A 20,774-nucleotide genomic window follows, 5' to 3' on the forward strand; every position below is an offset into this window, starting at 1 on the left:
TATCAACTCCTAACCTTCCACAATAATGTAACCTTCTTTATAATGCCTTCCCATATTGTTCACCCTTTTATAATACTTATAATCACTCTCCCCATCTAATCTTGGTACAAATACATCTATAGCATTAGAACTACCAAAATATCTATTAGAACCTCTATCTTTAACCACCTTTAAATTTCCATCAACTAATATTTTAGTTCCAAATTTAAGATGATTATTAGCCACAAACCCATATTGTAACTTTTCTCCTGTAGCTGTAACATCTCCATATTTACTGTTTTCACAATTCAAAGAAGTATAATAACTCACTACCCATCTCACAGGAATTAATTTTTCTATTTTTATTTCTAACTCTTTTTCTAAATTAATTCTTTTAATTTCTAGTTTGTATTCTTTAGTGTTTTTATATTGTTCCCACTCATACTTATACATTAAATTAATGTTCTTTGCTGTATCTCTAATAAGCTCTTTATTCATATTATTATTAATAACATCTTCTGTATTAGCAAATACATGTATCGTGCTACCAACTATCAAAGCTCCTGTTACTGCTATATTTCTCCACCTCATAAATACCTCCAATTATATTAAAATGATAATTTTAAATACTTATTTATTCTGCAAGAGCATCATCTAGCTCTTCGTCTGTTGGCTTTCTCCCTTCTCTATTCCATTCAAAAGCATCTTCTAAATATGCATTTGGACTATAACAACAATAATCGCAATCTCTATTTTTATTCTCACATATTTCTTTAAGTTTGCAACTCATTTTTAATCCTCCTAAATTTATTTATTGTTTATTTCATCTAATAATAAATTTAATTTATGTTCTGCTTTTTTAACTTCAATTCTTGCTAGACATAACTTAATACCTTTATTGTATTCAAACTCATCTGAATCATGGCAAGTAGCTGATGCTTTAAAATCCCCAATTCTAACTTCTACTTTCTTTCCATTTGTTCTATACTTACAAGTCTTATTTGTTCCAAGTACAGTCGCAGTTTTCCATTCACTCCAAATATGTTCTTTTTTCTTAATATCTATCACAACTTCAAAATACTTTTCAAATTCACTATAATTCATGAATCCCATTCCATAATCTGTTTTAAAATGTATATTTCCGTTATTTTCTACTGATGTAATTACAAATATATCTCCTATTTCTAACATTCTAAAGCCTTGTATTTCTTTCATTAGTTTTATTTTAGTTCCTTCTATTAACATACTTTCTTCATCCTTCCTATTCTACTATTATATTTATCAATTGCTTCTTGCTCTCTTTCATTGACATCTCTATTATATTTGCCTTTAGCTTGGACTATTTTGTCATCTCTAACTTCAATTGTTACTAAACTTTTACTTAGATTATCATTTTTTCTCATAAATAATATATGACACTTTCCATCTATAACATTTTGGATATAACTACTCACACAATTATTTTGTTGTACTGCTTCATCTTTAATTTCACTTGTGCTTTTTGGATATATGAATTTATAATCTTGATATGAATATTCTAGTGACTTGTCTATTCTTTTATTAAATACTTCTTCTTCAAATTGAGTTTTAAGACGATTATAATTTCGAGACGCTATTTTATGAGTTGTTAAGAAATGTCTTGGATATTTTTCATATTTATCACTTATTGCACTCATCATAGTTACATAATCATAAAGCTCTCTTAGCGTGGAATTAAATCCTGATAATGCTTCATATGTCATTAAATTATCTAAATATACTACAAGTGACTGAGGTTTGTACTTATATCTATTTATTAATTCATCAAATTTTTGTCTATAAAAATAATCAGAATCCCAATAATCATTAGAATTAATAAATACTAATAATTCTTTTTTACTTATAGAGTTTAGTTCTAAATCCAGTAAATTATTATATAGACTTGGATTGTCTTTATAATTACTAATTAGTTTTTCACTTAAAATTAAGTTATATTTCTTACAAAGAAGTATAAGCCCTCTTGGTATCTCTCTTATGTTGTATGAAATTGAACATTTAACCTTTTTTATTCCTGCTGAAAAAAATTGTTCATACTTAGAATAATCTTTGATTTTATTTAAAAAGCTTCCTATATTTCTTATTTTATTGACCCTTATACTACTATCATTAAAACTTCTATTTACTTCCATATCTACAAAGCTTAAAAATCTTTTATAATTATCATTTTCAAAAGAATCTATTACTTCCAATAAATTGTAACCTCTAAGTTGAGTACATATATCTTTCACTCTTCTTCCAGATTTACCAATACATTCTCCTGTTGCTAAATTATATTTTACATTCTTCCCATCTTCAAATTCAAATACTAAAAACTGTTTTTCTTTATAAGACTTCAAATATTAATCACTCCTTTATATCTTGATGACAATTGTATGACATAAGTTATCTTTCTACCTAATGTAATAATCATTTTAGATTTTCTTAGAATTTATATATTTTTCTTTTAAACCTTTATCGCTCCTTGTATCTATGAGTTTATTTATAGATTTTATATAGTTCATATCATTAGAAATTCTCTTAAGACTTGTTATAAAGTAAATAGAATTACTTCTTGGTATCTTCTTTCTAATAACTAAATCAATTGCTGTTCTGGCAGCATTATAACTTTTTAAATGAGTATGACCTTCTTCAAATTTTTTATTTGTATTGTAGACAATATATCCAGTTTTAGATTTGATAATAATATATTCTTTTTTTTCATATATTTTATTTGCATCCATTATAAATCCTCGATTTTATGCCATACCTTTTCTAACTTTCCATGTTTTCTATTTAATCTTCTTCTAATTTCATATGCAGATTTAATTTCTTCTTTTACATTTTGCCACTTCTCCAAAGCTTCTTCATAGTCTTTATTCTCTTCTTGTAAAAATAATATTTCTTCTTTTAATTCACTAATTTTAATATTTAATTCCCTGTTTTCCTCTAATAAATCATGATGTCTTTGTTCATCTATAAGTATTGAAATCACTGCCCTTCATAGACTCAATATACGCCATTTTAAGATTGCAAGGTATAAACACAAGCAGTCATTTATATACATCCTTAGAATGTCGTATATGGAGTCATTTTTTTATTCTTCATTAATTATTAATGTCTTCTTTTATAAAACCTTCCAATTAATAAATTCTATTTAAAACTGACATTTTATAATCATTTAAAACCATGATTTTATAGTTTATATTTTCCATCACTCCTTGGATATAGAAATTTTATATCTTTAAGGTCTAAACCATCTCTCTCGTAATAATCCTTTGCTCTTATACATTCTCTTGGAGACACTCCATATAGTTTAATTAAATCTCTAAAATTTATAAAATGTTTTTGGCCATCATTTTTTGATGTAATATATCCTTCAATTACCACATATTTAATTTTCATTTTGTACCTCAATTTTTTTGACTTATTAATACTTTTAACTTTGAAAATTTTGGATTGTACCCCTTCTGCCATACAAAATGAGCATATTCAATACTGTCTGTCTTTTTATCATCTGTAAAACTCATTCTTTTGTTGTGAACAAAAATATACTTAGGCATATTATTTTTCCACAGTTCTTGTCTTACTTTTCCTCCAAGGTAATTTAATCTTAGTAGCATAATAACAAAACCATCTTCTTTAACATCATTTAAGGCTTTATTAATTATATCTAAACTGATATTAAATGGAGGATTAGTAATGATTACATCGTATTTTTCTTTGGATTGAAACTTTAGATAATCTTGCTTTAGATTTGCTCTTGAATCATCTCTTATGTCTACTGTATCTATTGAAATATCTTGATTTGAAAATTCTTGAATTGCAGTTGGGTAGCTCATTGGATTTGTATTATCTCCACCTGCACATGGGTCTAATATCCTTATATTTGAATTGAGTATATTTTCATATCTACTGAACTCACTTAGAAATTCTTTTATTTTAGGAATCGGAGTTCTATAATAATCACTTACATGAAAATCTCTAGCATTACTTCTATTTGTACTACTTATAAACATCTTCCCCTTTATCTTTATTTTTTAGTTTATTCCACTTACCTATCGTTTCTTCATCTACAAACATGACTGCATCTGGGTATTTTACAAACAAATCATTAAGCTCATCATCAGATATACCTTTTGATATTTCAATAAAATTCAATTTATCTATCATCTTTTAATCTCCTTAAAATAATACTTTTAATCTAAGTTATTACTCAATAATAATAATGCTATAGCACAAAATCCACCAACTATTATTCCATTAGTATCTCCCCCTAAATAATTAATTCCCATACAGCCTAAATTAAAAATTGCAGCGATATTTAAAATCAAATTAATACTCCTTTCTTTTATTCTTCTTTATTGATATATATACTACTTGATGGTATAAGAATCCAGATTAACAACCATGCTAAGGTATTGATTGGATATGTTGTGTCTAAGAATTGAAATTGTGGGAAGTTTAAAATATCTACTACCCAAATTATTATAAGAATTGTTTTTAAGACTTTAAACATTTAACTCTCCTTTATTTATTAGATGAATTTTCTTCTATTACTACATGAGCATTACATATAATCACCCTTTTACCATCAAAATCTAGTGTTATAGTACCACCATCTCCATCTTTAACTCTCATGCTTTTACTTGTATATGTTTTTAATACCTCGCCATTATCTGAATATACATTTACAGTTCTATTAAGTCCTGATACATCACTTTCAGCATCTTTCATTGAACTTTGTATTCCTGTACATCCAGACATTCCTATTAACATTGTTCCTAATACCCCTATTAATAAAAATCTTTTCAATATAATTTCACTCCTTTATTTTTAATTGAATTGTAAATAAGAATACATATTTACAATTTTTGAATTGCTTAAATGAATTTCTTAGAATTGAAATTTTGATTAATCATTTACAACATTATATTTATCATCTTCTCTCCATCCAAAATTGTATGGTTTTATAATATTACATATTATGTCTTTACATAAAGACATATAGTCTTCGATGTTATCTTCTGAATCACTCTCTTGTATATTTGTTAATGTATCACAGCCACTACAGCTTCCATAACCAACATATGTCATAAGATATTCATATTCATCAGGTTGGTATGTTTTTTTAGGTATTAAATATAATAAAGTACCCTGATAATCTCCATCATCTATTTCACTTATATTTTTGACATCCCACTCATCGTCTTCATTTATATTGTCATTCAAAATATATTTTACAGATAATTTAACCAAATCTTTATAACTACAGTAATTATCATGATTAATGAAATCAGACTCTAACAATGCTTCATACAATCTTGTTTTATTTTTTATCCACTTTTCTTTACAATATTTTATCATTTAGCTCTCCTTTAAATATTATTTAGATTTTCTATTTGAATTGTTCCAGTAGCACAATCTATATGTTGCCCAAGAATGGATGTTAAGCAACAATCTATATCATCTACTACTATTTTTATATGAGGGTCTATTTTTAAAGATATTCCATTTATGGCTTTTGTATCATATATTTTAGTTCTATTAAACATGTATTCTTTAAATGTTCTTGGGTTTATTATATCTAAATTCATTGTTTTTGCTAAACTAATTATGTAATTTTTATTAGCAATAGAATGACATAATATAAGTGCATTATTTTCATAAGCATACTTTATTAATGCAGTAGTTTTCCCACTACTTCTGTTTCCATTTATTAATTTCATAATTATTTTTCTCCTATTAAAATATTTATTTTAATTCTATTACTACCTTGTCACCTTCATCATTAGTTACAGTTAATTCATATCTTAATTTTATCCAATCTTGAATACCTCTAAGTATACCATCCTCATCAAAAAATGTTACATACTTTAAGTCGCTTGATGGATACTCCTTATTAGTCCTCATATCATAAGCCATTGTCTTAATCATTAGTGCCTCCTTTAAATTTAACTTCCTCCTGATTTAACAATTCTTCTAGTAATTTATTATATAGTTCTCTACTTATATACTTAAATTCTGGTTTCCCTCCTATTTGCCTAAGACCTATACTATAACTATCTGTTTTTATATCATTAACTAACGTAACTTGTAAGTTGCCATTTTTTAATATAACATTTCTCTTAAAATCCATAACTCCTCCAATCAAATATTAAATTTATAACACTTTATAACCAAGATTTATAATTAGTACTCATAAAGTTCTAATTTTTTAATAGAACTACATAGTTTCATGAAATCAGGTATTTCATCACCATAAGCAATTTCTACTACTCCCTTTACACCTATTTTAGTCAATTCCTTCTCTCTATTTTCAGCACTTATTTTAAAGCGATGTACAGAATGAAGAACACCTCCAACATAAACTTTCCAAACTGATTCTAATATTTCTAATGCTTTTTCTTTTAAAATTTCTTTTTCATTTAACTCTGGACTATCAATAACCAATTCAAGTAGTTTATTTAATACATATCCTATATTTTTACCTTGTTCAATCCCCATAGATATTAAATCTTTACCATTAATAGCTAAATTTTTTCTATTAAAACATTCTTTTTGCTTTATAATATATTCAAATTCTTTTTCACAATCAATAAGGTTTAATATTCTCTGTTTCATATATTTTGGATTCTGAGCAAGTATATCAGCCCATTTAACTTTTAATAAATCTTCAAATAGTTCAACATTTTCAAGTTTATTTAATAGCTTTTTAATTATCTTCCTTTTAGGTTCTATCCTATAATCATGATATTGTATTAATATTAAAACTTTATTAATAGTATAATTATCATACTTAAGTCTCTTCAAAATCTTCTTTGCAATTTTTGCAGATTCTCTACTATGAGTATAAAAGTGGTCAATACCATTTTTGTCAGTCGTTTTAGTTACTTTTTTACCTAAATCATGAAAAAACATTGTAAGTTTTAAATACAGTTCATCTTCAATTACTTCTGTAGCTATTAAAGTATGTTTTTGTACATCATAGATGTGATATGGATTGTGTTGAGTAACATCTTCTAATTCACATATTTCAGGAATTATAAATTTCAACAAACCTGTTGATTTTAATAAGTTTAATTTAGATGAATTAGATACTAATATTTTATTAAACTCCGTCTGGATTCTTTCAATAGAAACATTTTTTATCAAATCTGCTTTTTTATGAATACTTTGCTTAGTACCTTCAGCTATTTTAAAATTGAGTTGTGCTGAAAATCTAACTGCTCTAAGCATTCTAAGTGCATCTTCTTCAAATCTATCTACTGGATTTCCAACGCAACGAATGCACTTATTTTGTATATCCTCATATCCATTAAATGGGTCAACTAATCCAGTTTTTGAATTGTATGCAATTGCATTAATAGTAAAATCTCTTCTCGACAAATCCTTAACTATATCATTTGTAAATTCTATTGAATCTGGATGCCTACCATCACTATAACTTCCATCAATTCTATAAGTTGTTACTTCAAATGGTTCATGTTCAATCATAACTGTTACAGTTCCATGTTGTATACCGGTTGGAATTGTTTTTTTGAATAATTCTACTACTGCTTCTGGTCTAGCGTTAGTTGTTATATCCCAATCATTTGGGATTCGTTCTAATAAACAATCTCTGACGCATCCTCCAACTACATAAGCTTCATAACCATTCGTTTCTAATTCTTTAATTATATAGTCTACTTTTTTAGGAATTTCTATATTAATCATAAATATCACCTTTACTATTTTTTATTTATATTGGCTCTTTTATTATACTTAGCTCTTAAGTAATGTAAATCTTTCCATGCTCCATCAAATTTACTATCTCTTTTAAATATGTACTTCCCTTCTTCGTTTTTTGTATATTCAAATCCTAACCAAACTAAAAAATCAGCGACATTTCTATAATTAACAATTCTTGTCTTTTCCATTTTATAATTCTCCCTCAAATTCTCTAATCACATCAATTCTTTTCTGTAGCCTTTCATTATCAAATTCGTCATCCTCCATCATATATTCTAAGTTATCAAGTAAGTAATTTACTGCTGTCATATAGTTTTTAATTTCTTTATTCATTTTAAATATCTCCTTTTAATAATTTTCTAATAAAAATTTTTTTATACATACAGTTAGCACAAATATATCCAACATCACTTTCTAGCAAATTGCGTTTATTTTTTTACATTTAATACATCCCATAATGCCTCCTATTAAAAGTAAAATTTTATGTTATATTAATCTAATATTAATTTAAATCTATCATTTTGAATAAATCGTGTTTGTTTGTCGAATCGGTCTATTAATTCTTCTATTGATATAAAATCAGAACTATAATTACCAGTATCTAGGTTCACATATCCAAAATAACCTAATCTTGATGTTATTAAATACTTGTTATTACCTGCAAGTATAATGTCTCCAACTTTAACCTCTCTAAAATGTTTAATCATGTTATCTTCAAATTTCATATGTACCTCCATTTAAAATTAAGATTTTAATTGAATATTTTTAATTCATCACAACCATGCTCATTTTCTAATTTATTTTTTATAAATTCTGCTAACTCCTCTTCTTTTAACTTTTCTATATCTTCTTGATGATTTAAGACAACTTTCATAATAGACGACAAAGACATCCCATAATCATACATCGACTCATCTCTTATAATATCCCTCTTTTTATTCTTATATATTATTATTAAGTCTGTTGTATAACAGCTACCATAGTCACATGTTTCACATCCACTTGAGTATCCTTGCTCTGTTGTTATGTCTACTATTGCTCCATTCGTTAACTGTATCAATACTTTGTTATCCATATTTATTAATCCTCCTTTTAAATTTTATTCATCTTAAAACTGTTGTTTTAATTAGTCTAATTTAAAGAAATCATCTAAAAAAACATCTTCCCAATTTGCATCTATCCAAGTATCTTCTTCTTTTTCTTCAATTTCCATAAACGTTACAAGTCTTTTATTAAATTCTTCTATATATGAAATAGAAATCACTTTAACTTTTGTTCCTACACATTGAGGTTGTGCTATACAATCTTCTAATCCCCATATACTTCCAACTTCTATTTTATTCTCCATTATAATATCCTTTCTTTTTAAAATCTGTCTTCTAATCGCATTTAGATAGATTTATTTTATATTCATCCACTATATCAATTGCTTCATACCAATAAGAGCTTATATCTTCTTCAGATACTCTTAATTTTTCGATGGACTCTTCTTTCATTCTATCCATCCAGTTCTTAGCTCCTTTTTCTGTACAAACCCTATGCATATACACATGTCTAAATTCGCCTTTACAAATTAATTCTTCTGCGATGTAATATAACTTTAATTCTTTATCATCTAAATCTGAATCTTGCTTATTTTCTGATTCTTTCAAAGCTGATATTAGTCTTTCTGCTGCTTTCTTATCTTTTATATCTATATTTTTTAATATAGTTTTTGTAGACATAGTTTAACTCCTTATTATATTTATTTTTTAATCCAACCTTCTGGATAATCATTTCTTAAAACTCTTAATCCTAATACTTGTTGAGCTTGATGTATTGCATTTTGAAAATCATTAAATTCAGAAGGATGTTGTTTTTTTAATTTACAAAAACCATTCCATGCATTTATCAAATTGTCCATAATCACTCCTTCTTCATAATTTAATCCATCAAGTCTTTTCCCCTCTCTATTACCATTCATTGTTATTGTAATTCCATTTAAATCTAAGCTCTTTTTGTTTAAACTTTTTATGTAATGTATTATAGGTTTTACTACATCTTCAACCTCTGCGTTTACCTTTCTAAGTAAACTATAATCACTAGAATCATATTCAACATAAGTTAATTGTTTTGTATCACTATCAAAACCTAATGATAATTCTGTTTTCCTATTTATAGGTATTAAATCTCTTTTGCAACTAGGACATACTACTATATCTTCATTTAAGAAATAATTATATTCTTGTAATGTTTCCTCTACATTGAAGTATTTATTACAATTCTCACACCAAAATCTCATAACCTCACTCCTCATCTTTTTTACCAATCTATACAAACACTTCCTACTTTTAATTTAATAAGTTCTTTTTTACAATTCTCAATCCATTCAATATTATCTTCATAAGAGATATCATCCTTATTAAAATCTATAACCTCATCATACAACATACTTAAGAGATTTTCTAAACTACAAACCTCATGTTTTTCTAAATAATTTTCTCTTAACTTTATTTTTATAAGCTTATTTAAATTAGGAGCTTCCTCTTTTGAAAACACAAATATGTAATTTCTTTTCAATGGATACTCTTTTAATTCTTCTAAATTATTGATGTTTTTATTTTCCATTTCTTTAAGCCAATCTTCTAATCTTCTGGTACTTCCACCACAACACTCAATTATTTGATTTATAATATTTTTATTTTTTATAATGTCTATTTCAAAATACATGTAACATCTCCTTTTTATATTAAATTCAACTTTTCCAATATACTTATTCTCGCACTTTCAAGTTCGCATTCTTCACAATCTTTTCTTGAATTTTGCATTTCATCATAAGCACATCCACTACGACAAGGATTTGATGACATATAAGCATCTATAGCTCTTATTTCGTTTTGATTTAGCTCTATTGTTTTCATAAATCGCTCCTAAATACTTTTTTAATTTATACACTCTAACATTTCTTTTCTATATATACTGCTATAAACTATTTTCTTTGCTATTATCTCCATTTCTGATTTAGCTTGTTTTTCTTTATAGGAAAATGTATCAATATACTTACTAAGTACTTTTAAACTTTCATTCATAGTATCTAAAGTCCCTTTTAGCGTTTCTATTTCAGATACTAATCCTTCTCTTTCAGCTAACAATTTCTCCTTTTCAAATGATATTTCATCCATTATATTAATATATTCTTTTTCGGTTTTATCTAACTTTCTCAATAAATTTTCAATTATCATTAAGTCAGTTTCTCTGTCAATTCCATATTCAACCCTATACAATGTTATTATTTTTGTATCTCTCAAATCTGTTATTAGTATGATATTGTCAACTAGTCTAAAATTTGTTTCAGTGTACTTATCATTAAATCTTCCTGTATAAATCAATCTACTTTGTTCGAACATCTTATTTAAATCTATTTGATATTGCTCTTTGTTTAAATTAAGATTCTGCTCTACACAACTTTTCTCACACTCTTTTATTCTTTCTATATATCTTCTTAATGCATGATTAGTCACATTTATCATTTTATTTTCTCCCAATCTTTGAATTTATAAATATTTAAGCTCAAATCTATATAATATAAATCATATTGCTCAATTTTTTTGTCTTTAAGTACCATTGAAGACTTTAACGCTCCTATCGTTTTAAATCCAACTTTATTACCATTTCCTATATAAAAATCCTCTGTATTTCTATTTTTTGCAAAATAAAATTTATTCATATTCCATACCTATCATTAAATCACTCCTTTTATTTTAAAATTAATTTATAATACATTAGAACATCAATCCATCTGAAAATATTCATCACATTTTCTCATTTTTTATTTTGTATTTTATTTAGTTTATAATGTACTGTGTTATGAATCTCTTGCTTTAATATAATATTACCACACCTACCCAAGTATTGCAATAGTTATTTTGCATTTTATTTAGTTTATATTTTTTCTATTATTATTTACTATCTAATCATTAATATAATGCTATTTATTGTTTTGATAAGTTCAATTAAAGTACCATTCATTATAACTGTTTTAATTAAAGAGCCTCTATTAAATACTTCTAATACACTTGCATTATAAACTTTGCAAATTGAAATTTTCGCTCCATCTATAGTTTTTGAAAATTGCTTACCATTATAATTGAATCCACATTCCCTTAAATAAGAATCTACTTCTATATTAATAATAGGTTTGTAATTTTTCATACATTTATCTTTAAATTCCTTTTTAATCCTTTCTTCCTCTTTAGCAATTATATTTTTGTAAAGCATCTCATCTACCTTTTGAAAAGCTATGTCCTCTATATATTCTTCACAGTTATCTATATATCTAATAAATATAGCTAATCTTTTTACACCACTTACAGAAACTATAAGATTATCTCCCTTTTCCAATTTTTTCATCTCAGTTCTAAATATCATTTCTTCACCATCTACATTTGCTACTATTATTTTATCAGTCATTTAATTCTTCCCCTCTCTGTTTTTACTAATTATATGAAACTTCTTTTCCAGCTTCTCTTACTCTTAAAAATGTTGGAAATCTCAAAGACAATTCTTCTTTTTCATTATTGGTTTCCTCAAAAAATTTAATTTCTACAACATTATTAATTATTTTATCTTGATTATTAAAATAGTACTTACGTTGCTCATCTGTAAATCCAGAACCAACTCCTAATCTATATCCTTTATAATCACATATTATATTACCTAACAGTCCCTTGTATTTACCCTCACCTTCCTCTATAGCAATACATTTTATATCACATGTATAAAATTCTTTAGCTTTAAGTAAATACTTTACACGTTTACATTCATATGGAGCATCTGCTAAATTTATCATTATACCTTCTTCTTTATTGGCTATAGCATCATTCCAATGTTTATTAATCATCTCAATATCTTTGCCTTGATATAATGGTTCTAAATATTTTATAAATTTTGTCTTAAAAGAACATTTCTCTAATATACTTTCTAAATTATCTTTTCTAAGATAGCATAATGTTTCATCCTTACCTATATCGAAACTATCTATGTTTTGAATATAATCATAACAATACATCTCTAGACCATTTTTAATTCCTTTTTTACTATATCTTCTTAGGGTTTCTTTGAATCTTTCTTCAGAGTTTTCATAGATTCCTTCTGCAAGTAGTTCTCCATCATATACACCCATAGGTAGTTTTTTAAATTCTTGTTCTATATCAACCAACCCTTTTACTATTTTACCTTGCTTACTAAATATATCTATACTATTTTTATTCTTTATTACAATAATTCTAATTCCATCTAATTTAGTTGTTAAAATAAATTCTTTCCCAATTACACTTTCTTTATTTTCTTTATAATTCTTAGCTTTCATTATATTAAACTCTTCTATAAGAGCTGGCATTATCTTGTTTACAGTTTTAGATGTTACTCCTATCTTAATTGATTTTGTAGCCAATCCAACTATCATATCTTTTAATTCTTTATCTCGATTTGCAAATACTTGTATTGTTTTTATATCGGTATCTTTACCAGTATTATTTTCAATTAGATAATCAATCATATCGTATATATTATTTAAATTATTATAAGCAACATTATTTAAAGATTTAGATATCTTCTTTTTAGATATTCCAGTTACAACATATGGATCTAAAAGAAATTGCAAACATTCAACAAACATCCCATTATTTTTATTTTCTTCTAATATCTTTTCTTTTTCTTTTCTGCTAGATGTAGTTGCTAAACTATCAAATATTTTTTTTACTTCTAAAAGTTCTTTCATTAAAAACCTCCTTGTATCTACTAGGTAAAATCATATTAAAATATCTGTTTTAATTACTTTTCTATATATTCATGTGCTTTAAACTGACTAGTTTTCAACCATTTATTAAAATGAATCCAAAGTTTATTCGGAATAGATATTTTTTCTCCATAAAAATGAATTTCTTTATTTCTTAATTCTTCCTTATTAATTTTACTCATCTTTACACCTCCTCAACTCTCTATCTATTTAATACTCTATTATTCATATACATTACCATTTCATTTACTTTATTCATATCTGGAGAATTAGGTAGACAAGAATTCTTTTCTGCATACTTAAAGTTTTTATTTAATTCATTTACCATCTCAAATATTTCATTATAGGTATATCTTCCCTTTCTTATATCTAATAAAAGTTCCTTATCATTTTCTCTATATGTATTAATCCCTTTTCCTTCTAAGATTTCTATACCCATTAAAAATAATCTAATTAAATGCATAGCATGTTTATTAAGGTGTAATTCATCTTTTTTATTATTTCTATGATTTAATTTAGAATAATCTTTTAGTATATTATTCATTTCACTCCACATACCTTTTAAATCTCTGAGTGGATACTTTTTCAGATTAACATCTATAAAAATTTCTTCTTCTAAATCTGTTCTTTTAGATTCTTCAATATACAATTTTATTTCTTCCTCAGATACGACTTTATATCTATCCTCAAATGTTTTCATTTGCCTTTTTACGCTGTTCATTATGTGTTCTTCTTTTTCTTTTTGTTCATAATTATCTCTCGCTAAAGCATTTTGCAATCTTCTTAGTTGAGATATTGCATATCCACCAAAACTATTAGCAGCTCTTTTAGTTAAAAATAAATCTACATTATCTTTTAAAAGCTTCCCTTCTTCAGTACAAACAAATAAGTCTTCTTTTCTTGTACCTAATATTTCTATTACATTTGGATTTACATTTAATAATAATGTTATTATTTGTTTTAATGGATATAGAACTGTATCTGTTTCTTTATTTTGATATGGCTTATTTATACAATTCATAGTTAATATTTCTTGTGCTGAATTTAAATATATTCCTCTAATATCTAAATCTGATATATGCTCAGGAGTATCTATATTAGTTCCATATGCAAAACTTCCTCCAGTTGTAAGAAGTATCATTCTATTTTTTAATCTTTCTTCTTCTCTAAGAAAATTATATTCTTTTGATTCTAACCTTGATTTAATGTTCAAACTAATCCCTCCTTTATATACTCATTATTCTTGTCATACTGTTGTCATCTTTAAAAATACTAGTTTTCATTAACAAACATCTTTTAAAACAACTCTATATTTACATCTTTATCTCTAAAAAATAATTCTCTAATTATCTTTTTATTTTTATACTCAACATCCAACATTTCATAGCATTTATTACACAATTCTATGCTCACTTTATCCCATCCCTCTTTTAATTCATCTCCACATCTGACACACACCTTATTTTCTTCACAAAGTATAAGAAACTTTTTTTCCTCTCTATCATTCGCATTTCCAGTTAAAAATACTTCATTTTTATTAAATTCAAATTCTAAATTTTTACCATAAAGATGTCCAATTCCAAAATCACTAAAACCATTCAACATTCTATTTGGTATCTCTTCAATACCTAAAATACTGATGCCTTTTACTCTTACATCTCTAAAATCCCTATTTTCTGTTAAATCAACATTACTTTTCATTTTTAAATACTCTATTTTTTATTTTTTTAAATATATTTAATTTAGGTGGTTCTGCACTAGAGTTATTTGTCCTAGGTAATGGTTTTATATTGGTAAGCTGCTTATATGTATCATTATTTTTTTCTAAAGAATCTAATTCTTTTTTTAATTCATCTAATGATTTAGGTGTAATTATATGCTTTGATATGTCTTGTTTTCCTTTTTTCTTATAATCATTTATCATTTTCTCTAATGTTAAATCACAATACTCATCTTCCCAATCTCCAAGATAATAAAATCTATCTACAATAGCTCTGCTTTTCTCATCTGAAAAAACTCCAAATAGTATTGGGTCTTTATCTCTTCTTTCTTTACTTATTTCCTTTGTAATTTTACCTGTATAGTCAGTAAACAAAACATACATTTTATCAAATACATCTTTTATTTTTTCTATAACTCCCACTATCTCATCTGGTATCTCTCTTTCATAATTTTCAAGCTCTATTATTTTTACTGTATTTTTAGAGATATCATCAATATATTTTTCTATGTCCTCTTTATATATAAATGTATCTATTCCCAGCTCTATCACATTTCTTTCTTTTTCAATACATTCAAGTAAAAACATTAATTTCTTAGCACCCTTTTTTTGACCAGTTATAATATATTTATTTAAAAGAATCAAAGAATTTTCATATACTATATCAAGATTTTCATTTGTATTCTTTTGCTTTCTATTTTTTATATCCTCAAAATAATCTCTAGGTGTTAATTCTATATTTTCCATATTTAATATCCTCCTAATTTTACAACCTAACTTGTTCCATAGTATCAAAATTAATGATTTCATATTTTACATATCCATAGTTATTTTCAATATATTCTTCTATAATCTCATCATCAGTAGGATTATTAGGTCTATTAATGTCTTGAACAATGTCAATCTGAATACTGTCATGTTCAGAAAAATATATTATATACCTATTTACTTTTTCATTTGTCCACTTTTCCATTTCAATCCAAAATTCATCTGTAGTCATTGATTTCCACTTCTTATTTTCATAAAGCTCACATTTTCTATTTCCCTTATACACTTCTTTTTCTTTCTTATTACATATACCACTCTCTTCTGTATTGTTTTTTTCAAAGTAAAAACAATCTTTACACCTACTCATTTCATTACACCTTCATTCATTTTTATTTCACTAAATAATTCGATTTAACTATTCAGAAAGCTCTACATATTCAAATGGTATATACTCACATAACCAAATGTTGTTTTCAGATAAGTAAAATTTATAACCATTTTCATACATTTTTCCTGTATTAATTTTTAAAACTACAGGTACACCATGCCTTTTCCCAACCTTAGCAGCCGTATCTATATCATTTGATAAGTGTACATACAATCTACTTTGTCTAACAATACCTTCCTTTTTAATATTCTTTAAAAATCTAGTAGCTGTTCCATGATAAAGACATTTTGGTGGTTCTAATTCTTTCAATTCAACCTCAACATTAATTGAATGTCCTTGATTTGCTCTGATCTTGCTTCTATCTTTATTAAAACTGTATCTTTGCTTGTTATCTTCTTTAACTATTTGCTCAAGGATTTCTATATTAATATTTCTACCAGTATTATTTATTTTTTCAATCAATTCATTAACATCTGCATATCCATAATTATCTAATTTAATTCCAATAGTTTCTGGTTTATGTCTTAATATTAAACTGATAAAAACAGATAGCTTATCTTTTTTACTCATTTACTTCACCCCATCTTCCTTAACTAATGTTTTAGCACTATCTGTACATCTCGCCACAGCTTTTACATTGATACATAGTACCTAATTGTGTATTAAGTTCATATACATCTCCACCACAGTCACATTTTTTAATTCTTATTGGATTTTTCTTCATTTTTAATCACTCCTTTTCTATTAAAATCTTGATTTTAACTTCATTATTCTTATTAATATTTAATATATTTACCTTTACATTCAACAATTAACCCTTCATTATTCCTATCAGTAATCCAACTTAATTTGCATATCTTATTAACCTTAAAACATTTTTCTTCATTAGTTAAACATGTAGTACATTTGATTATTTTTCCTATCATTGGTAATGGTTCTCCCATTTTCAACCTAATTATCATTTCATCCATTTTATTCTCCTATCCAATACTAAGATTATATTTTTCGATTACATCTTTATTTTCATAAAAATTACCTATGATTTCTAATTTCCTATCTTTTGAAAATATTTCACTTAAATTAAAAGTATATTTTCCACCTATACTTTCAAATGCAACTGTTGTTCCTTTTATTAAAGATAAATCCACTAAGCTTATTTTCCAAACACCATCAAATATGAATTTAATAATATCATATTGAAATATCTTTTTTCCAAAACAATCTTTTAGTCCTATGTATTGCATTACTTTTAAATCTTCCATTCTTGGTATGCAAATATGGTTATGGTATTGTTCAGAATATCCACTTTTTATAAACATATCTTCTGTTAGCAATCTTAATTCTTCTCCATGTATCATTCTAAATCCATTCCAAATTCTGAAATCTAACTCCATTTGACCAACTCCTTTGTTTTATTCAACTGCTGTATCTAACAATCTTGTAACTTTCTTTACAGACCAATCACATGGCAGTAAACCCATGTCTATTAATTGATATAGCATACAATTATGTTCATCAAGATTTTTCATATATCCAAGAGGACATTTTTTGCAACATTTAGATTTTATACAAATATATCTAATATCATTTAAAGCAATTAAAGTTTTTTCTATATCTGCCTGTGTTAATTCAATCTCATTTTCCATATATACCTCCCTATAGTTTTTCTAGCATCTTACAATTTTTCTTATTACATTTACCACCACAACCACATTTTTCAATATTCCTAAACCAACCTTTGTGTATTTTCCTTTCAGCACAAAGCTTTTTTATTAAGTTAAACTGATATTCTTCCATCTAATCACTCACTTTGCATTTTATTTATTTATTGAAATTTATAATCAAAATATAAAGTCATTATTCATTATAGTTTCTTCTATATTTTCTTAATTATTTTTAATAGCTATTCTAAGATACAAAATTTAGTCAAAAGAATAATGCCTTAGAATAGCCTATCAAGTAACTTAATCATTGTGTTCTTCTAACTAAATAATCCATTGTTCTTCTAAATCCATTCTCTCCTTTAATTTTGTAAACTGCTTCAAAAACATCATTTATATTATCAAACTTATTTAATTTATTTATATATTTATTTATTATATTTATTGGTACTATTTCAAAGAAGAGTTCATCTTCTATTATATGTTGTAATCCATGTAAATCATTTTCTATTATACAATATGTAAATTTATTAATTTTGGTTAGCAAATTAATATCTTGTTTTATAAGCTTTATCATCTCAATTCGTTGCAAATTTCTTTCTAAAGTATTTCCTTGAAATTTATTTGTCGTTTTTATTATACTCATTTGCCTCTCCCCCTAATTTGATATAATTATATTATAGCATACCGAACTACTGTTCTGTATATTTTTAAGTTTTTTTATTGAAATTTTCATTTTTGATTTTATACACTTGTTAGGAATTTTTATAAATGCACATATTTAGCACATTTATAAAAATCCTATTATTCCCGATTTGTTTTTAAATTATGATATCTTTGATGATATGCTTTGTATATATTATTTGCGTCTCCCTTTAAACATTTTAATTCTAAATATCGTTTTATCTCTGGAATAGACCAAGACACACACTCATATGCCTCTTGCTCATACATGTCGTATATTATTCCAGATTTTTGTAATGTTTTACCTGTCAGATGTATATCTAAGTCTGAAAATGCTACTGATAAAGTTTTTAATCTATTTTGTATTCCATTTTTACTAATAGCCTTCATACCATTATCAGTTAGTTTAGTAGGTCTAGTTTTTATGACATATTCACAAGCCATGTTAAATTTATATTCTGTTTCTTTACTACTTCCTTTAATTTCGCTTTTAGTATAATAATCTTCCACAATAACATCTTCTAATATTTCTTTCATATAATCATCACAAATAAATCTTCTGTCTGGCAGGTCTATATATGAATAATCTTTTGCTATATCTGACACTTTCAAATTCCTTAATTCTGTATAATCTTTTCCCATGATGCCTTTGAAGAGAGCATATACTATAAATTTATCTTGAGCATTTAAAAATGCACTACATATATTTTTTATTTGATTTCTTGTAAAATATTTATTAGCATTAAATTTTATCATATCTGAATATTTATTAGTATCTATATTTATATTACAATTATTTTCTTTTAATATCTCTCTTAAAATTCTTAAGTTAGTATATACAGTTGTAGCAGATTCACCTATCAGCCTTCCTTTTATAAAACTATCTATATTTTGTTCATTTAAATTACTTATTTTATCTATTTTAGCCTTATTTATAAATTCCTCTAAATATCCACTAATTCTATTATATCTAGCTTCTTCTTCTCTTATTGTACTTTCTAATTTATTAATCATTTTTTTAATTCACTCCCTTTTAAGCGTATATAATAAATTATAGTACAACATAATCTATAAGTACATACTATTATGTTTTATTTAGCTTAATTGTACTATAATTTTCTAATGCAAAAAATTTATCTTTCAATATTAATTAACATCTCCTATTTTAAATTTTAAATAATTTATATATTGGATTATCTTCAGTCATTTTTTTTGTATTACTATCTTTATCTTGATGCAGATAATGATAGTACATTGTCTGTAGACTTATGTTGCCTGTAAACTTTCCTATCTCTTCTAGTGTCATACCTTTTTCACACATTATTGAAATAAAATTATGTTTGAAACTATGTGGAGTCACATGAGGTAATTCAGCTAAATCCAATACTTTTTCTACAAGTCTTTCAATCGACCTTGTTGTTAATCTTGTTTTATTTTTAGATAAAAACAAAGCATTTTTACTATCCTTGTTATCTTCCTTACCTTTAATTTGGTTTCTAAAGTATAAAAATTCTCTATATAATTTTAATACTTGTTTATTCAAACTTACATTTCTTTTTAATTTTCTTTTTCCTACCACTTCAAAATCTCCATTAGAAAAATTTATGTCTCTAATATTCATCTTTTCTACTTCATGTACTCTCATGCCGGTTGAAACAAGGATGTTTATAATTAAATTATCTCTACAAGTATTATAATTTTTATTATTAATATATGCTTTATTTATAGTTTCTAATAACTTAATAATTTCATCTTTAGTTAATATCTTCTTTTCAAATTGAACTTTATCTTGTATTGATTTAACATAATTAACCTGATTATCTTTAATTTCTCCTTTAGCTTTAAGAAAATTACAATATGCTTTAAAAGCTACTTTTTTTCTATTTATTGTAGCTGCTTTCATTCCTTTTTCTTTTAATAAGATAAGCCATTTTTCTTGTATATCTGTAAAAAGTATTTTCTGAACCTCCCATGACTAAAGTCACAGGGTTCCTGCTTCACAGAATTTTGCATACTAAAATATGTCTTACTAATTCTCCACAGGCTATCCCC

The 20,774-nt window shown here is 25.5% G+C and carries 43 protein-coding genes; all 43 read right to left on the bottom strand.

The features are described from left to right. Positions 1-9: 9 nt before the first annotated feature. A complete protein-coding gene (locus KGF41_RS14030; protein ID WP_227856795.1) occupies positions 10-570 on the bottom strand; it encodes a hypothetical protein in 561 nt (186 codons plus the stop codon). Positions 571-613: 43 nt separating this feature from the next. Next, on the bottom strand, positions 614-769 hold the full coding sequence (locus KGF41_RS14035) for a hypothetical protein (protein ID WP_227856796.1): 156 nt from the start codon (positions 767-769) through the stop codon (positions 614-616). 17 nt (positions 770-786) lie between these two features. Continuing rightward, complete coding sequence (locus KGF41_RS14040; RefSeq protein ID WP_227856797.1) at positions 787-1,224, bottom strand: hypothetical protein; 438 nt, start codon at positions 1,222-1,224, stop codon at positions 787-789. Further along, positions 1,218-2,354, bottom strand: a complete 1,137-nt coding sequence (locus KGF41_RS14045; RefSeq protein ID WP_227856798.1) for a PcfJ domain-containing protein — start codon at positions 2,352-2,354, stop codon at positions 1,218-1,220. The genes KGF41_RS14040 and KGF41_RS14045 overlap by 7 nt, the downstream gene beginning before the upstream one ends. 75 nt (positions 2,355-2,429) lie before the next feature. Then, positions 2,430-2,738 carry a hypothetical protein gene (locus KGF41_RS14050; protein WP_227856799.1) on the bottom strand — a complete coding sequence of 103 codons (309 nt, stop codon included), beginning with the start codon at positions 2,736-2,738 and terminating at the stop codon, positions 2,430-2,432. Next, a complete protein-coding gene (locus KGF41_RS14055) occupies positions 2,738-2,989 on the bottom strand; it encodes a hypothetical protein (RefSeq protein WP_227856800.1) in 252 nt (83 codons plus the stop codon). Before KGF41_RS14055 ends, KGF41_RS14050 begins: the two co-directional genes overlap by 1 nt. 200 nt (positions 2,990-3,189) lie before the next feature. After that, positions 3,190-3,399, bottom strand: coding sequence for a hypothetical protein (locus KGF41_RS14060; protein ID WP_227856801.1), 210 nt, complete (start codon positions 3,397-3,399; stop codon positions 3,190-3,192). 8 nt (positions 3,400-3,407) lie between these two features. Then, entirely contained in the window at positions 3,408-4,013 is a 606-nt protein-coding gene (locus KGF41_RS14065) for a class I SAM-dependent methyltransferase (RefSeq protein ID WP_227856802.1), read from the bottom strand. After that, the gene (locus tag KGF41_RS14070) at positions 4,000-4,167 is read right to left on the bottom strand and encodes a hypothetical protein (RefSeq protein ID WP_227856803.1); all 168 of its coding nucleotides are present in this window, start codon (positions 4,165-4,167) and stop codon (positions 4,000-4,002) included. The genes KGF41_RS14065 and KGF41_RS14070 overlap by 14 nt, the downstream gene beginning before the upstream one ends. Positions 4,168-4,193: 26 nt before the next feature. Continuing rightward, the gene (locus KGF41_RS20930; RefSeq protein ID WP_255611433.1) at positions 4,194-4,328 is read right to left on the bottom strand and encodes a hypothetical protein; all 135 of its coding nucleotides are present in this window, start codon (positions 4,326-4,328) and stop codon (positions 4,194-4,196) included. A gap of 17 nt (positions 4,329-4,345) precedes the next feature. Then, positions 4,346-4,513: a hypothetical protein gene (locus KGF41_RS14075; RefSeq protein WP_165483977.1), complete on the bottom strand. Its 168-nt coding sequence runs from the start codon at positions 4,511-4,513 to the stop codon at positions 4,346-4,348. Between the two features lie 11 nt (positions 4,514-4,524). Then, on the bottom strand, positions 4,525-4,809 hold the full coding sequence (locus KGF41_RS14080; RefSeq protein ID WP_032544662.1) for a DUF5052 family protein: 285 nt from the start codon (positions 4,807-4,809) through the stop codon (positions 4,525-4,527). Between the two features lie 99 nt (positions 4,810-4,908). Next, positions 4,909-5,361, bottom strand: coding sequence for a hypothetical protein (locus tag KGF41_RS14085; protein ID WP_227856804.1), 453 nt, complete (start codon positions 5,359-5,361; stop codon positions 4,909-4,911). Between the two features lie 11 nt (positions 5,362-5,372). Further along, positions 5,373-5,723, bottom strand: a complete 351-nt coding sequence (locus KGF41_RS14090) for a hypothetical protein (protein ID WP_227856805.1) — start codon at positions 5,721-5,723, stop codon at positions 5,373-5,375. A 25-nt stretch (positions 5,724-5,748) separates the two neighbouring features. Continuing rightward, on the bottom strand, positions 5,749-5,931 hold the full coding sequence (locus tag KGF41_RS14095) for a hypothetical protein (RefSeq protein ID WP_227821965.1): 183 nt from the start codon (positions 5,929-5,931) through the stop codon (positions 5,749-5,751). Beyond that, entirely contained in the window at positions 5,924-6,133 is a 210-nt protein-coding gene (locus KGF41_RS14100) for a hypothetical protein (RefSeq protein WP_227856806.1), read from the bottom strand. Before KGF41_RS14100 ends, KGF41_RS14095 begins: the two co-directional genes overlap by 8 nt. 53 nt (positions 6,134-6,186) lie before the next feature. After that, positions 6,187-7,710 carry a CCA tRNA nucleotidyltransferase gene (locus tag KGF41_RS14105; RefSeq protein WP_227856807.1) on the bottom strand — a complete coding sequence of 508 codons (1,524 nt, stop codon included), beginning with the start codon at positions 7,708-7,710 and terminating at the stop codon, positions 6,187-6,189. 14 nt (positions 7,711-7,724) lie between these two features. Next, positions 7,725-7,913 (bottom strand): hypothetical protein, encoded by a 189-nt coding sequence (locus KGF41_RS14110; protein WP_227856808.1) that lies wholly within the window; start codon positions 7,911-7,913, stop codon positions 7,725-7,727. Position 7,914: 1 nt separating this feature from the next. Further along, on the bottom strand, positions 7,915-8,058 hold the full coding sequence (locus KGF41_RS14115; RefSeq protein ID WP_227856809.1) for a hypothetical protein: 144 nt from the start codon (positions 8,056-8,058) through the stop codon (positions 7,915-7,917). A gap of 158 nt (positions 8,059-8,216) precedes the next feature. Further along, positions 8,217-8,450, bottom strand: a complete 234-nt coding sequence (locus tag KGF41_RS14120; RefSeq protein ID WP_227856810.1) for a hypothetical protein — start codon at positions 8,448-8,450, stop codon at positions 8,217-8,219. Between the two features lie 26 nt (positions 8,451-8,476). Further along, positions 8,477-8,800 carry a hypothetical protein gene (locus tag KGF41_RS14125; RefSeq protein WP_227828928.1) on the bottom strand — a complete coding sequence of 108 codons (324 nt, stop codon included), beginning with the start codon at positions 8,798-8,800 and terminating at the stop codon, positions 8,477-8,479. 51 nt (positions 8,801-8,851) lie between these two features. Then, positions 8,852-9,073 (bottom strand): hypothetical protein, encoded by a 222-nt coding sequence (locus KGF41_RS14130; protein WP_227856811.1) that lies wholly within the window; start codon positions 9,071-9,073, stop codon positions 8,852-8,854. 31 nt (positions 9,074-9,104) lie between these two features. Beyond that, the gene (locus tag KGF41_RS14135) at positions 9,105-9,449 is read right to left on the bottom strand and encodes a hypothetical protein (protein WP_227856812.1); all 345 of its coding nucleotides are present in this window, start codon (positions 9,447-9,449) and stop codon (positions 9,105-9,107) included. Between the two features lie 20 nt (positions 9,450-9,469). Further along, a complete protein-coding gene (locus KGF41_RS14140; protein WP_227856813.1) occupies positions 9,470-10,006 on the bottom strand; it encodes a hypothetical protein in 537 nt (178 codons plus the stop codon). 20 nt (positions 10,007-10,026) lie between these two features. Next, positions 10,027-10,434, bottom strand: coding sequence for a hypothetical protein (locus KGF41_RS14145; RefSeq protein WP_227856814.1), 408 nt, complete (start codon positions 10,432-10,434; stop codon positions 10,027-10,029). 14 nt (positions 10,435-10,448) lie between these two features. Continuing rightward, positions 10,449-10,625, bottom strand: a complete 177-nt coding sequence (locus KGF41_RS14150) for a hypothetical protein (RefSeq protein ID WP_227856815.1) — start codon at positions 10,623-10,625, stop codon at positions 10,449-10,451. Between the two features lie 21 nt (positions 10,626-10,646). Beyond that, a complete protein-coding gene (locus KGF41_RS14155; protein WP_227856816.1) occupies positions 10,647-11,234 on the bottom strand; it encodes a hypothetical protein in 588 nt (195 codons plus the stop codon). Then, the gene (locus KGF41_RS14160; RefSeq protein WP_227856817.1) at positions 11,231-11,431 is read right to left on the bottom strand and encodes a hypothetical protein; all 201 of its coding nucleotides are present in this window, start codon (positions 11,429-11,431) and stop codon (positions 11,231-11,233) included. Before KGF41_RS14160 ends, KGF41_RS14155 begins: the two co-directional genes overlap by 4 nt. A 239-nt stretch (positions 11,432-11,670) precedes the next feature. Further along, positions 11,671-12,174 (bottom strand): hypothetical protein, encoded by a 504-nt coding sequence (locus KGF41_RS14165; RefSeq protein WP_227856818.1) that lies wholly within the window; start codon positions 12,172-12,174, stop codon positions 11,671-11,673. A 25-nt stretch (positions 12,175-12,199) separates the two neighbouring features. Then, entirely contained in the window at positions 12,200-13,483 is a 1,284-nt protein-coding gene (locus tag KGF41_RS14170) for a hypothetical protein (RefSeq protein WP_227856819.1), read from the bottom strand. Between the two features lie 53 nt (positions 13,484-13,536). After that, on the bottom strand, positions 13,537-13,683 hold the full coding sequence (locus tag KGF41_RS14175) for a hypothetical protein (protein WP_227856820.1): 147 nt from the start codon (positions 13,681-13,683) through the stop codon (positions 13,537-13,539). Positions 13,684-13,703: 20 nt separating this feature from the next. Further along, positions 13,704-14,714 carry a DNA polymerase beta superfamily protein gene (locus tag KGF41_RS14180; RefSeq protein WP_227856821.1) on the bottom strand — a complete coding sequence of 337 codons (1,011 nt, stop codon included), beginning with the start codon at positions 14,712-14,714 and terminating at the stop codon, positions 13,704-13,706. Positions 14,715-14,797: 83 nt separating this feature from the next. Then, positions 14,798-15,202: a hypothetical protein gene (locus KGF41_RS14185; RefSeq protein ID WP_227856822.1), complete on the bottom strand. Its 405-nt coding sequence runs from the start codon at positions 15,200-15,202 to the stop codon at positions 14,798-14,800. Beyond that, on the bottom strand, positions 15,192-15,968 hold the full coding sequence (locus tag KGF41_RS14190) for a hypothetical protein (protein WP_227856823.1): 777 nt from the start codon (positions 15,966-15,968) through the stop codon (positions 15,192-15,194). The genes KGF41_RS14185 and KGF41_RS14190 overlap by 11 nt, the downstream gene beginning before the upstream one ends. A gap of 19 nt (positions 15,969-15,987) precedes the next feature. After that, complete coding sequence (locus tag KGF41_RS14195) at positions 15,988-16,356, bottom strand: hypothetical protein (protein WP_227856824.1); 369 nt, start codon at positions 16,354-16,356, stop codon at positions 15,988-15,990. A 48-nt stretch (positions 16,357-16,404) separates the two neighbouring features. Continuing rightward, positions 16,405-16,947 (bottom strand): RNA 2'-phosphotransferase, encoded by a 543-nt coding sequence (locus tag KGF41_RS14200; RefSeq protein WP_227856825.1) that lies wholly within the window; start codon positions 16,945-16,947, stop codon positions 16,405-16,407. 206 nt (positions 16,948-17,153) lie between these two features. Then, positions 17,154-17,348 (bottom strand): hypothetical protein, encoded by a 195-nt coding sequence (locus KGF41_RS14205; protein ID WP_227856826.1) that lies wholly within the window; start codon positions 17,346-17,348, stop codon positions 17,154-17,156. Positions 17,349-17,357: 9 nt separating this feature from the next. Next, positions 17,358-17,771 (bottom strand): YopX family protein, encoded by a 414-nt coding sequence (locus KGF41_RS14210; RefSeq protein WP_227856827.1) that lies wholly within the window; start codon positions 17,769-17,771, stop codon positions 17,358-17,360. A gap of 18 nt (positions 17,772-17,789) precedes the next feature. Further along, on the bottom strand, positions 17,790-18,023 hold the full coding sequence (locus KGF41_RS14215) for a hypothetical protein (RefSeq protein WP_227856828.1): 234 nt from the start codon (positions 18,021-18,023) through the stop codon (positions 17,790-17,792). A 10-nt stretch (positions 18,024-18,033) separates the two neighbouring features. Next, the gene (locus KGF41_RS14220; protein WP_009900685.1) at positions 18,034-18,174 is read right to left on the bottom strand and encodes a hypothetical protein; all 141 of its coding nucleotides are present in this window, start codon (positions 18,172-18,174) and stop codon (positions 18,034-18,036) included. A 171-nt stretch (positions 18,175-18,345) separates the two neighbouring features. Continuing rightward, positions 18,346-18,684, bottom strand: a complete 339-nt coding sequence (locus KGF41_RS14225; protein WP_227856829.1) for a hypothetical protein — start codon at positions 18,682-18,684, stop codon at positions 18,346-18,348. Positions 18,685-18,842: 158 nt separating this feature from the next. Continuing rightward, entirely contained in the window at positions 18,843-19,736 is an 894-nt protein-coding gene (locus tag KGF41_RS14230) for a hypothetical protein (RefSeq protein WP_227856830.1), read from the bottom strand. A 151-nt stretch (positions 19,737-19,887) separates the two neighbouring features. Continuing rightward, on the bottom strand, positions 19,888-20,625 hold the full coding sequence (locus KGF41_RS14235; protein ID WP_227856831.1) for a tyrosine-type recombinase/integrase: 738 nt from the start codon (positions 20,623-20,625) through the stop codon (positions 19,888-19,890). Positions 20,626-20,774 lie beyond the last annotated feature (149 nt).

Source organism: Clostridioides sp. ZZV14-6150, assembly GCF_020657875.1.
In the GTDB taxonomy this organism is placed as follows: Bacteria; Bacillota; Clostridia; order Peptostreptococcales; family Peptostreptococcaceae; genus Clostridioides.

Bases quoted from the DNA above. Each gene is read 5' to 3' on its own strand.
- KGF41_RS14105 (WP_227856807.1), bottom strand. From the start codon at position 7,710: ATGATTAATATAGAAATTCCTAAAAAAGTAGACTATATAATTAAAGAA.
- KGF41_RS14090 (WP_227856805.1), bottom strand. From the start codon at position 5,723: ATGAAATTAATAAATGGAAACAGAAGTAGTGGGAAAACTACTGCATTA.
- KGF41_RS14155 (WP_227856816.1), bottom strand. From the start codon at position 11,234: ATGATAAATGTGACTAATCATGCATTAAGAAGATATATAGAAAGAATA.
- KGF41_RS14130 (WP_227856811.1), bottom strand. From the start codon at position 9,073: ATGGAGAATAAAATAGAAGTTGGAAGTATATGGGGATTAGAAGATTGT.
- KGF41_RS14050 (WP_227856799.1), bottom strand. From the start codon at position 2,738: ATGGATGCAAATAAAATATATGAAAAAAAAGAATATATTATTATCAAA.
- KGF41_RS14160 (WP_227856817.1), bottom strand. From the start codon at position 11,431: ATGAATAAATTTTATTTTGCAAAAAATAGAAATACAGAGGATTTTTAT.
- KGF41_RS14085 (WP_227856804.1), bottom strand. From the start codon at position 5,361: ATGATAAAATATTGTAAAGAAAAGTGGATAAAAAATAAAACAAGATTG.
- KGF41_RS14230 (WP_227856830.1), bottom strand. From the start codon at position 19,736: ATGATTAATAAATTAGAAAGTACAATAAGAGAAGAAGAAGCTAGATAT.
- KGF41_RS14200 (WP_227856825.1), bottom strand. From the start codon at position 16,947: ATGAGTAAAAAAGATAAGCTATCTGTTTTTATCAGTTTAATATTAAGA.
- KGF41_RS14195 (WP_227856824.1), bottom strand. From the start codon at position 16,356: ATGAGTAGGTGTAAAGATTGTTTTTACTTTGAAAAAAACAATACAGAA.
- KGF41_RS14125 (WP_227828928.1), bottom strand. From the start codon at position 8,800: ATGGATAACAAAGTATTGATACAGTTAACGAATGGAGCAATAGTAGAC.
- KGF41_RS14100 (WP_227856806.1), bottom strand. From the start codon at position 6,133: ATGGATTTTAAGAGAAATGTTATATTAAAAAATGGCAACTTACAAGTT.
- KGF41_RS14185 (WP_227856822.1), bottom strand. From the start codon at position 15,202: ATGAAAAGTAATGTTGATTTAACAGAAAATAGGGATTTTAGAGATGTA.
- KGF41_RS14115 (WP_227856809.1), bottom strand. From the start codon at position 8,058: ATGAATAAAGAAATTAAAAACTATATGACAGCAGTAAATTACTTACTT.
- KGF41_RS14070 (WP_227856803.1), bottom strand. From the start codon at position 4,167: ATGATAGATAAATTGAATTTTATTGAAATATCAAAAGGTATATCTGAT.
- KGF41_RS14060 (WP_227856801.1), bottom strand. From the start codon at position 3,399: ATGAAAATTAAATATGTGGTAATTGAAGGATATATTACATCAAAAAAT.
- KGF41_RS14120 (WP_227856810.1), bottom strand. From the start codon at position 8,450: ATGAAATTTGAAGATAACATGATTAAACATTTTAGAGAGGTTAAAGTT.
- KGF41_RS14190 (WP_227856823.1), bottom strand. From the start codon at position 15,968: ATGGAAAATATAGAATTAACACCTAGAGATTATTTTGAGGATATAAAA.
- KGF41_RS14150 (WP_227856815.1), bottom strand. From the start codon at position 10,625: ATGAAAACAATAGAGCTAAATCAAAACGAAATAAGAGCTATAGATGCT.
- KGF41_RS14030 (WP_227856795.1), bottom strand. From the start codon at position 570: ATGAGGTGGAGAAATATAGCAGTAACAGGAGCTTTGATAGTTGGTAGC.
- KGF41_RS14170 (WP_227856819.1), bottom strand. From the start codon at position 13,483: ATGAAAGAACTTTTAGAAGTAAAAAAAATATTTGATAGTTTAGCAACT.
- KGF41_RS14235 (WP_227856831.1), bottom strand. From the start codon at position 20,625: ATGAAAGCAGCTACAATAAATAGAAAAAAAGTAGCTTTTAAAGCATAT.
- KGF41_RS14215 (WP_227856828.1), bottom strand. From the start codon at position 18,023: ATGGAAAATGAGATTGAATTAACACAGGCAGATATAGAAAAAACTTTA.
- KGF41_RS14035 (WP_227856796.1), bottom strand. From the start codon at position 769: ATGAGTTGCAAACTTAAAGAAATATGTGAGAATAAAAATAGAGATTGC.
- KGF41_RS14135 (WP_227856812.1), bottom strand. From the start codon at position 9,449: ATGTCTACAAAAACTATATTAAAAAATATAGATATAAAAGATAAGAAA.
- KGF41_RS14065 (WP_227856802.1), bottom strand. From the start codon at position 4,013: ATGTTTATAAGTAGTACAAATAGAAGTAATGCTAGAGATTTTCATGTA.
- KGF41_RS14145 (WP_227856814.1), bottom strand. From the start codon at position 10,434: ATGTATTTTGAAATAGACATTATAAAAAATAAAAATATTATAAATCAA.
- KGF41_RS14165 (WP_227856818.1), bottom strand. From the start codon at position 12,174: ATGACTGATAAAATAATAGTAGCAAATGTAGATGGTGAAGAAATGATA.
- KGF41_RS14040 (WP_227856797.1), bottom strand. From the start codon at position 1,224: ATGTTAATAGAAGGAACTAAAATAAAACTAATGAAAGAAATACAAGGC.
- KGF41_RS14140 (WP_227856813.1), bottom strand. From the start codon at position 10,006: ATGAGATTTTGGTGTGAGAATTGTAATAAATACTTCAATGTAGAGGAA.
- KGF41_RS14095 (WP_227821965.1), bottom strand. From the start codon at position 5,931: ATGATTAAGACAATGGCTTATGATATGAGGACTAATAAGGAGTATCCA.
- KGF41_RS14175 (WP_227856820.1), bottom strand. From the start codon at position 13,683: ATGAGTAAAATTAATAAGGAAGAATTAAGAAATAAAGAAATTCATTTT.
- KGF41_RS14220 (WP_009900685.1), bottom strand. From the start codon at position 18,174: ATGGAAGAATATCAGTTTAACTTAATAAAAAAGCTTTGTGCTGAAAGG.
- KGF41_RS14210 (WP_227856827.1), bottom strand. From the start codon at position 17,771: ATGGAGTTAGATTTCAGAATTTGGAATGGATTTAGAATGATACATGGA.
- KGF41_RS14225 (WP_227856829.1), bottom strand. From the start codon at position 18,684: ATGAGTATAATAAAAACGACAAATAAATTTCAAGGAAATACTTTAGAA.
- KGF41_RS14075 (WP_165483977.1), bottom strand. From the start codon at position 4,513: ATGTTTAAAGTCTTAAAAACAATTCTTATAATAATTTGGGTAGTAGAT.
- KGF41_RS14205 (WP_227856826.1), bottom strand. From the start codon at position 17,348: ATGGATGAAATGATAATTAGGTTGAAAATGGGAGAACCATTACCAATG.
- KGF41_RS14110 (WP_227856808.1), bottom strand. From the start codon at position 7,913: ATGGAAAAGACAAGAATTGTTAATTATAGAAATGTCGCTGATTTTTTA.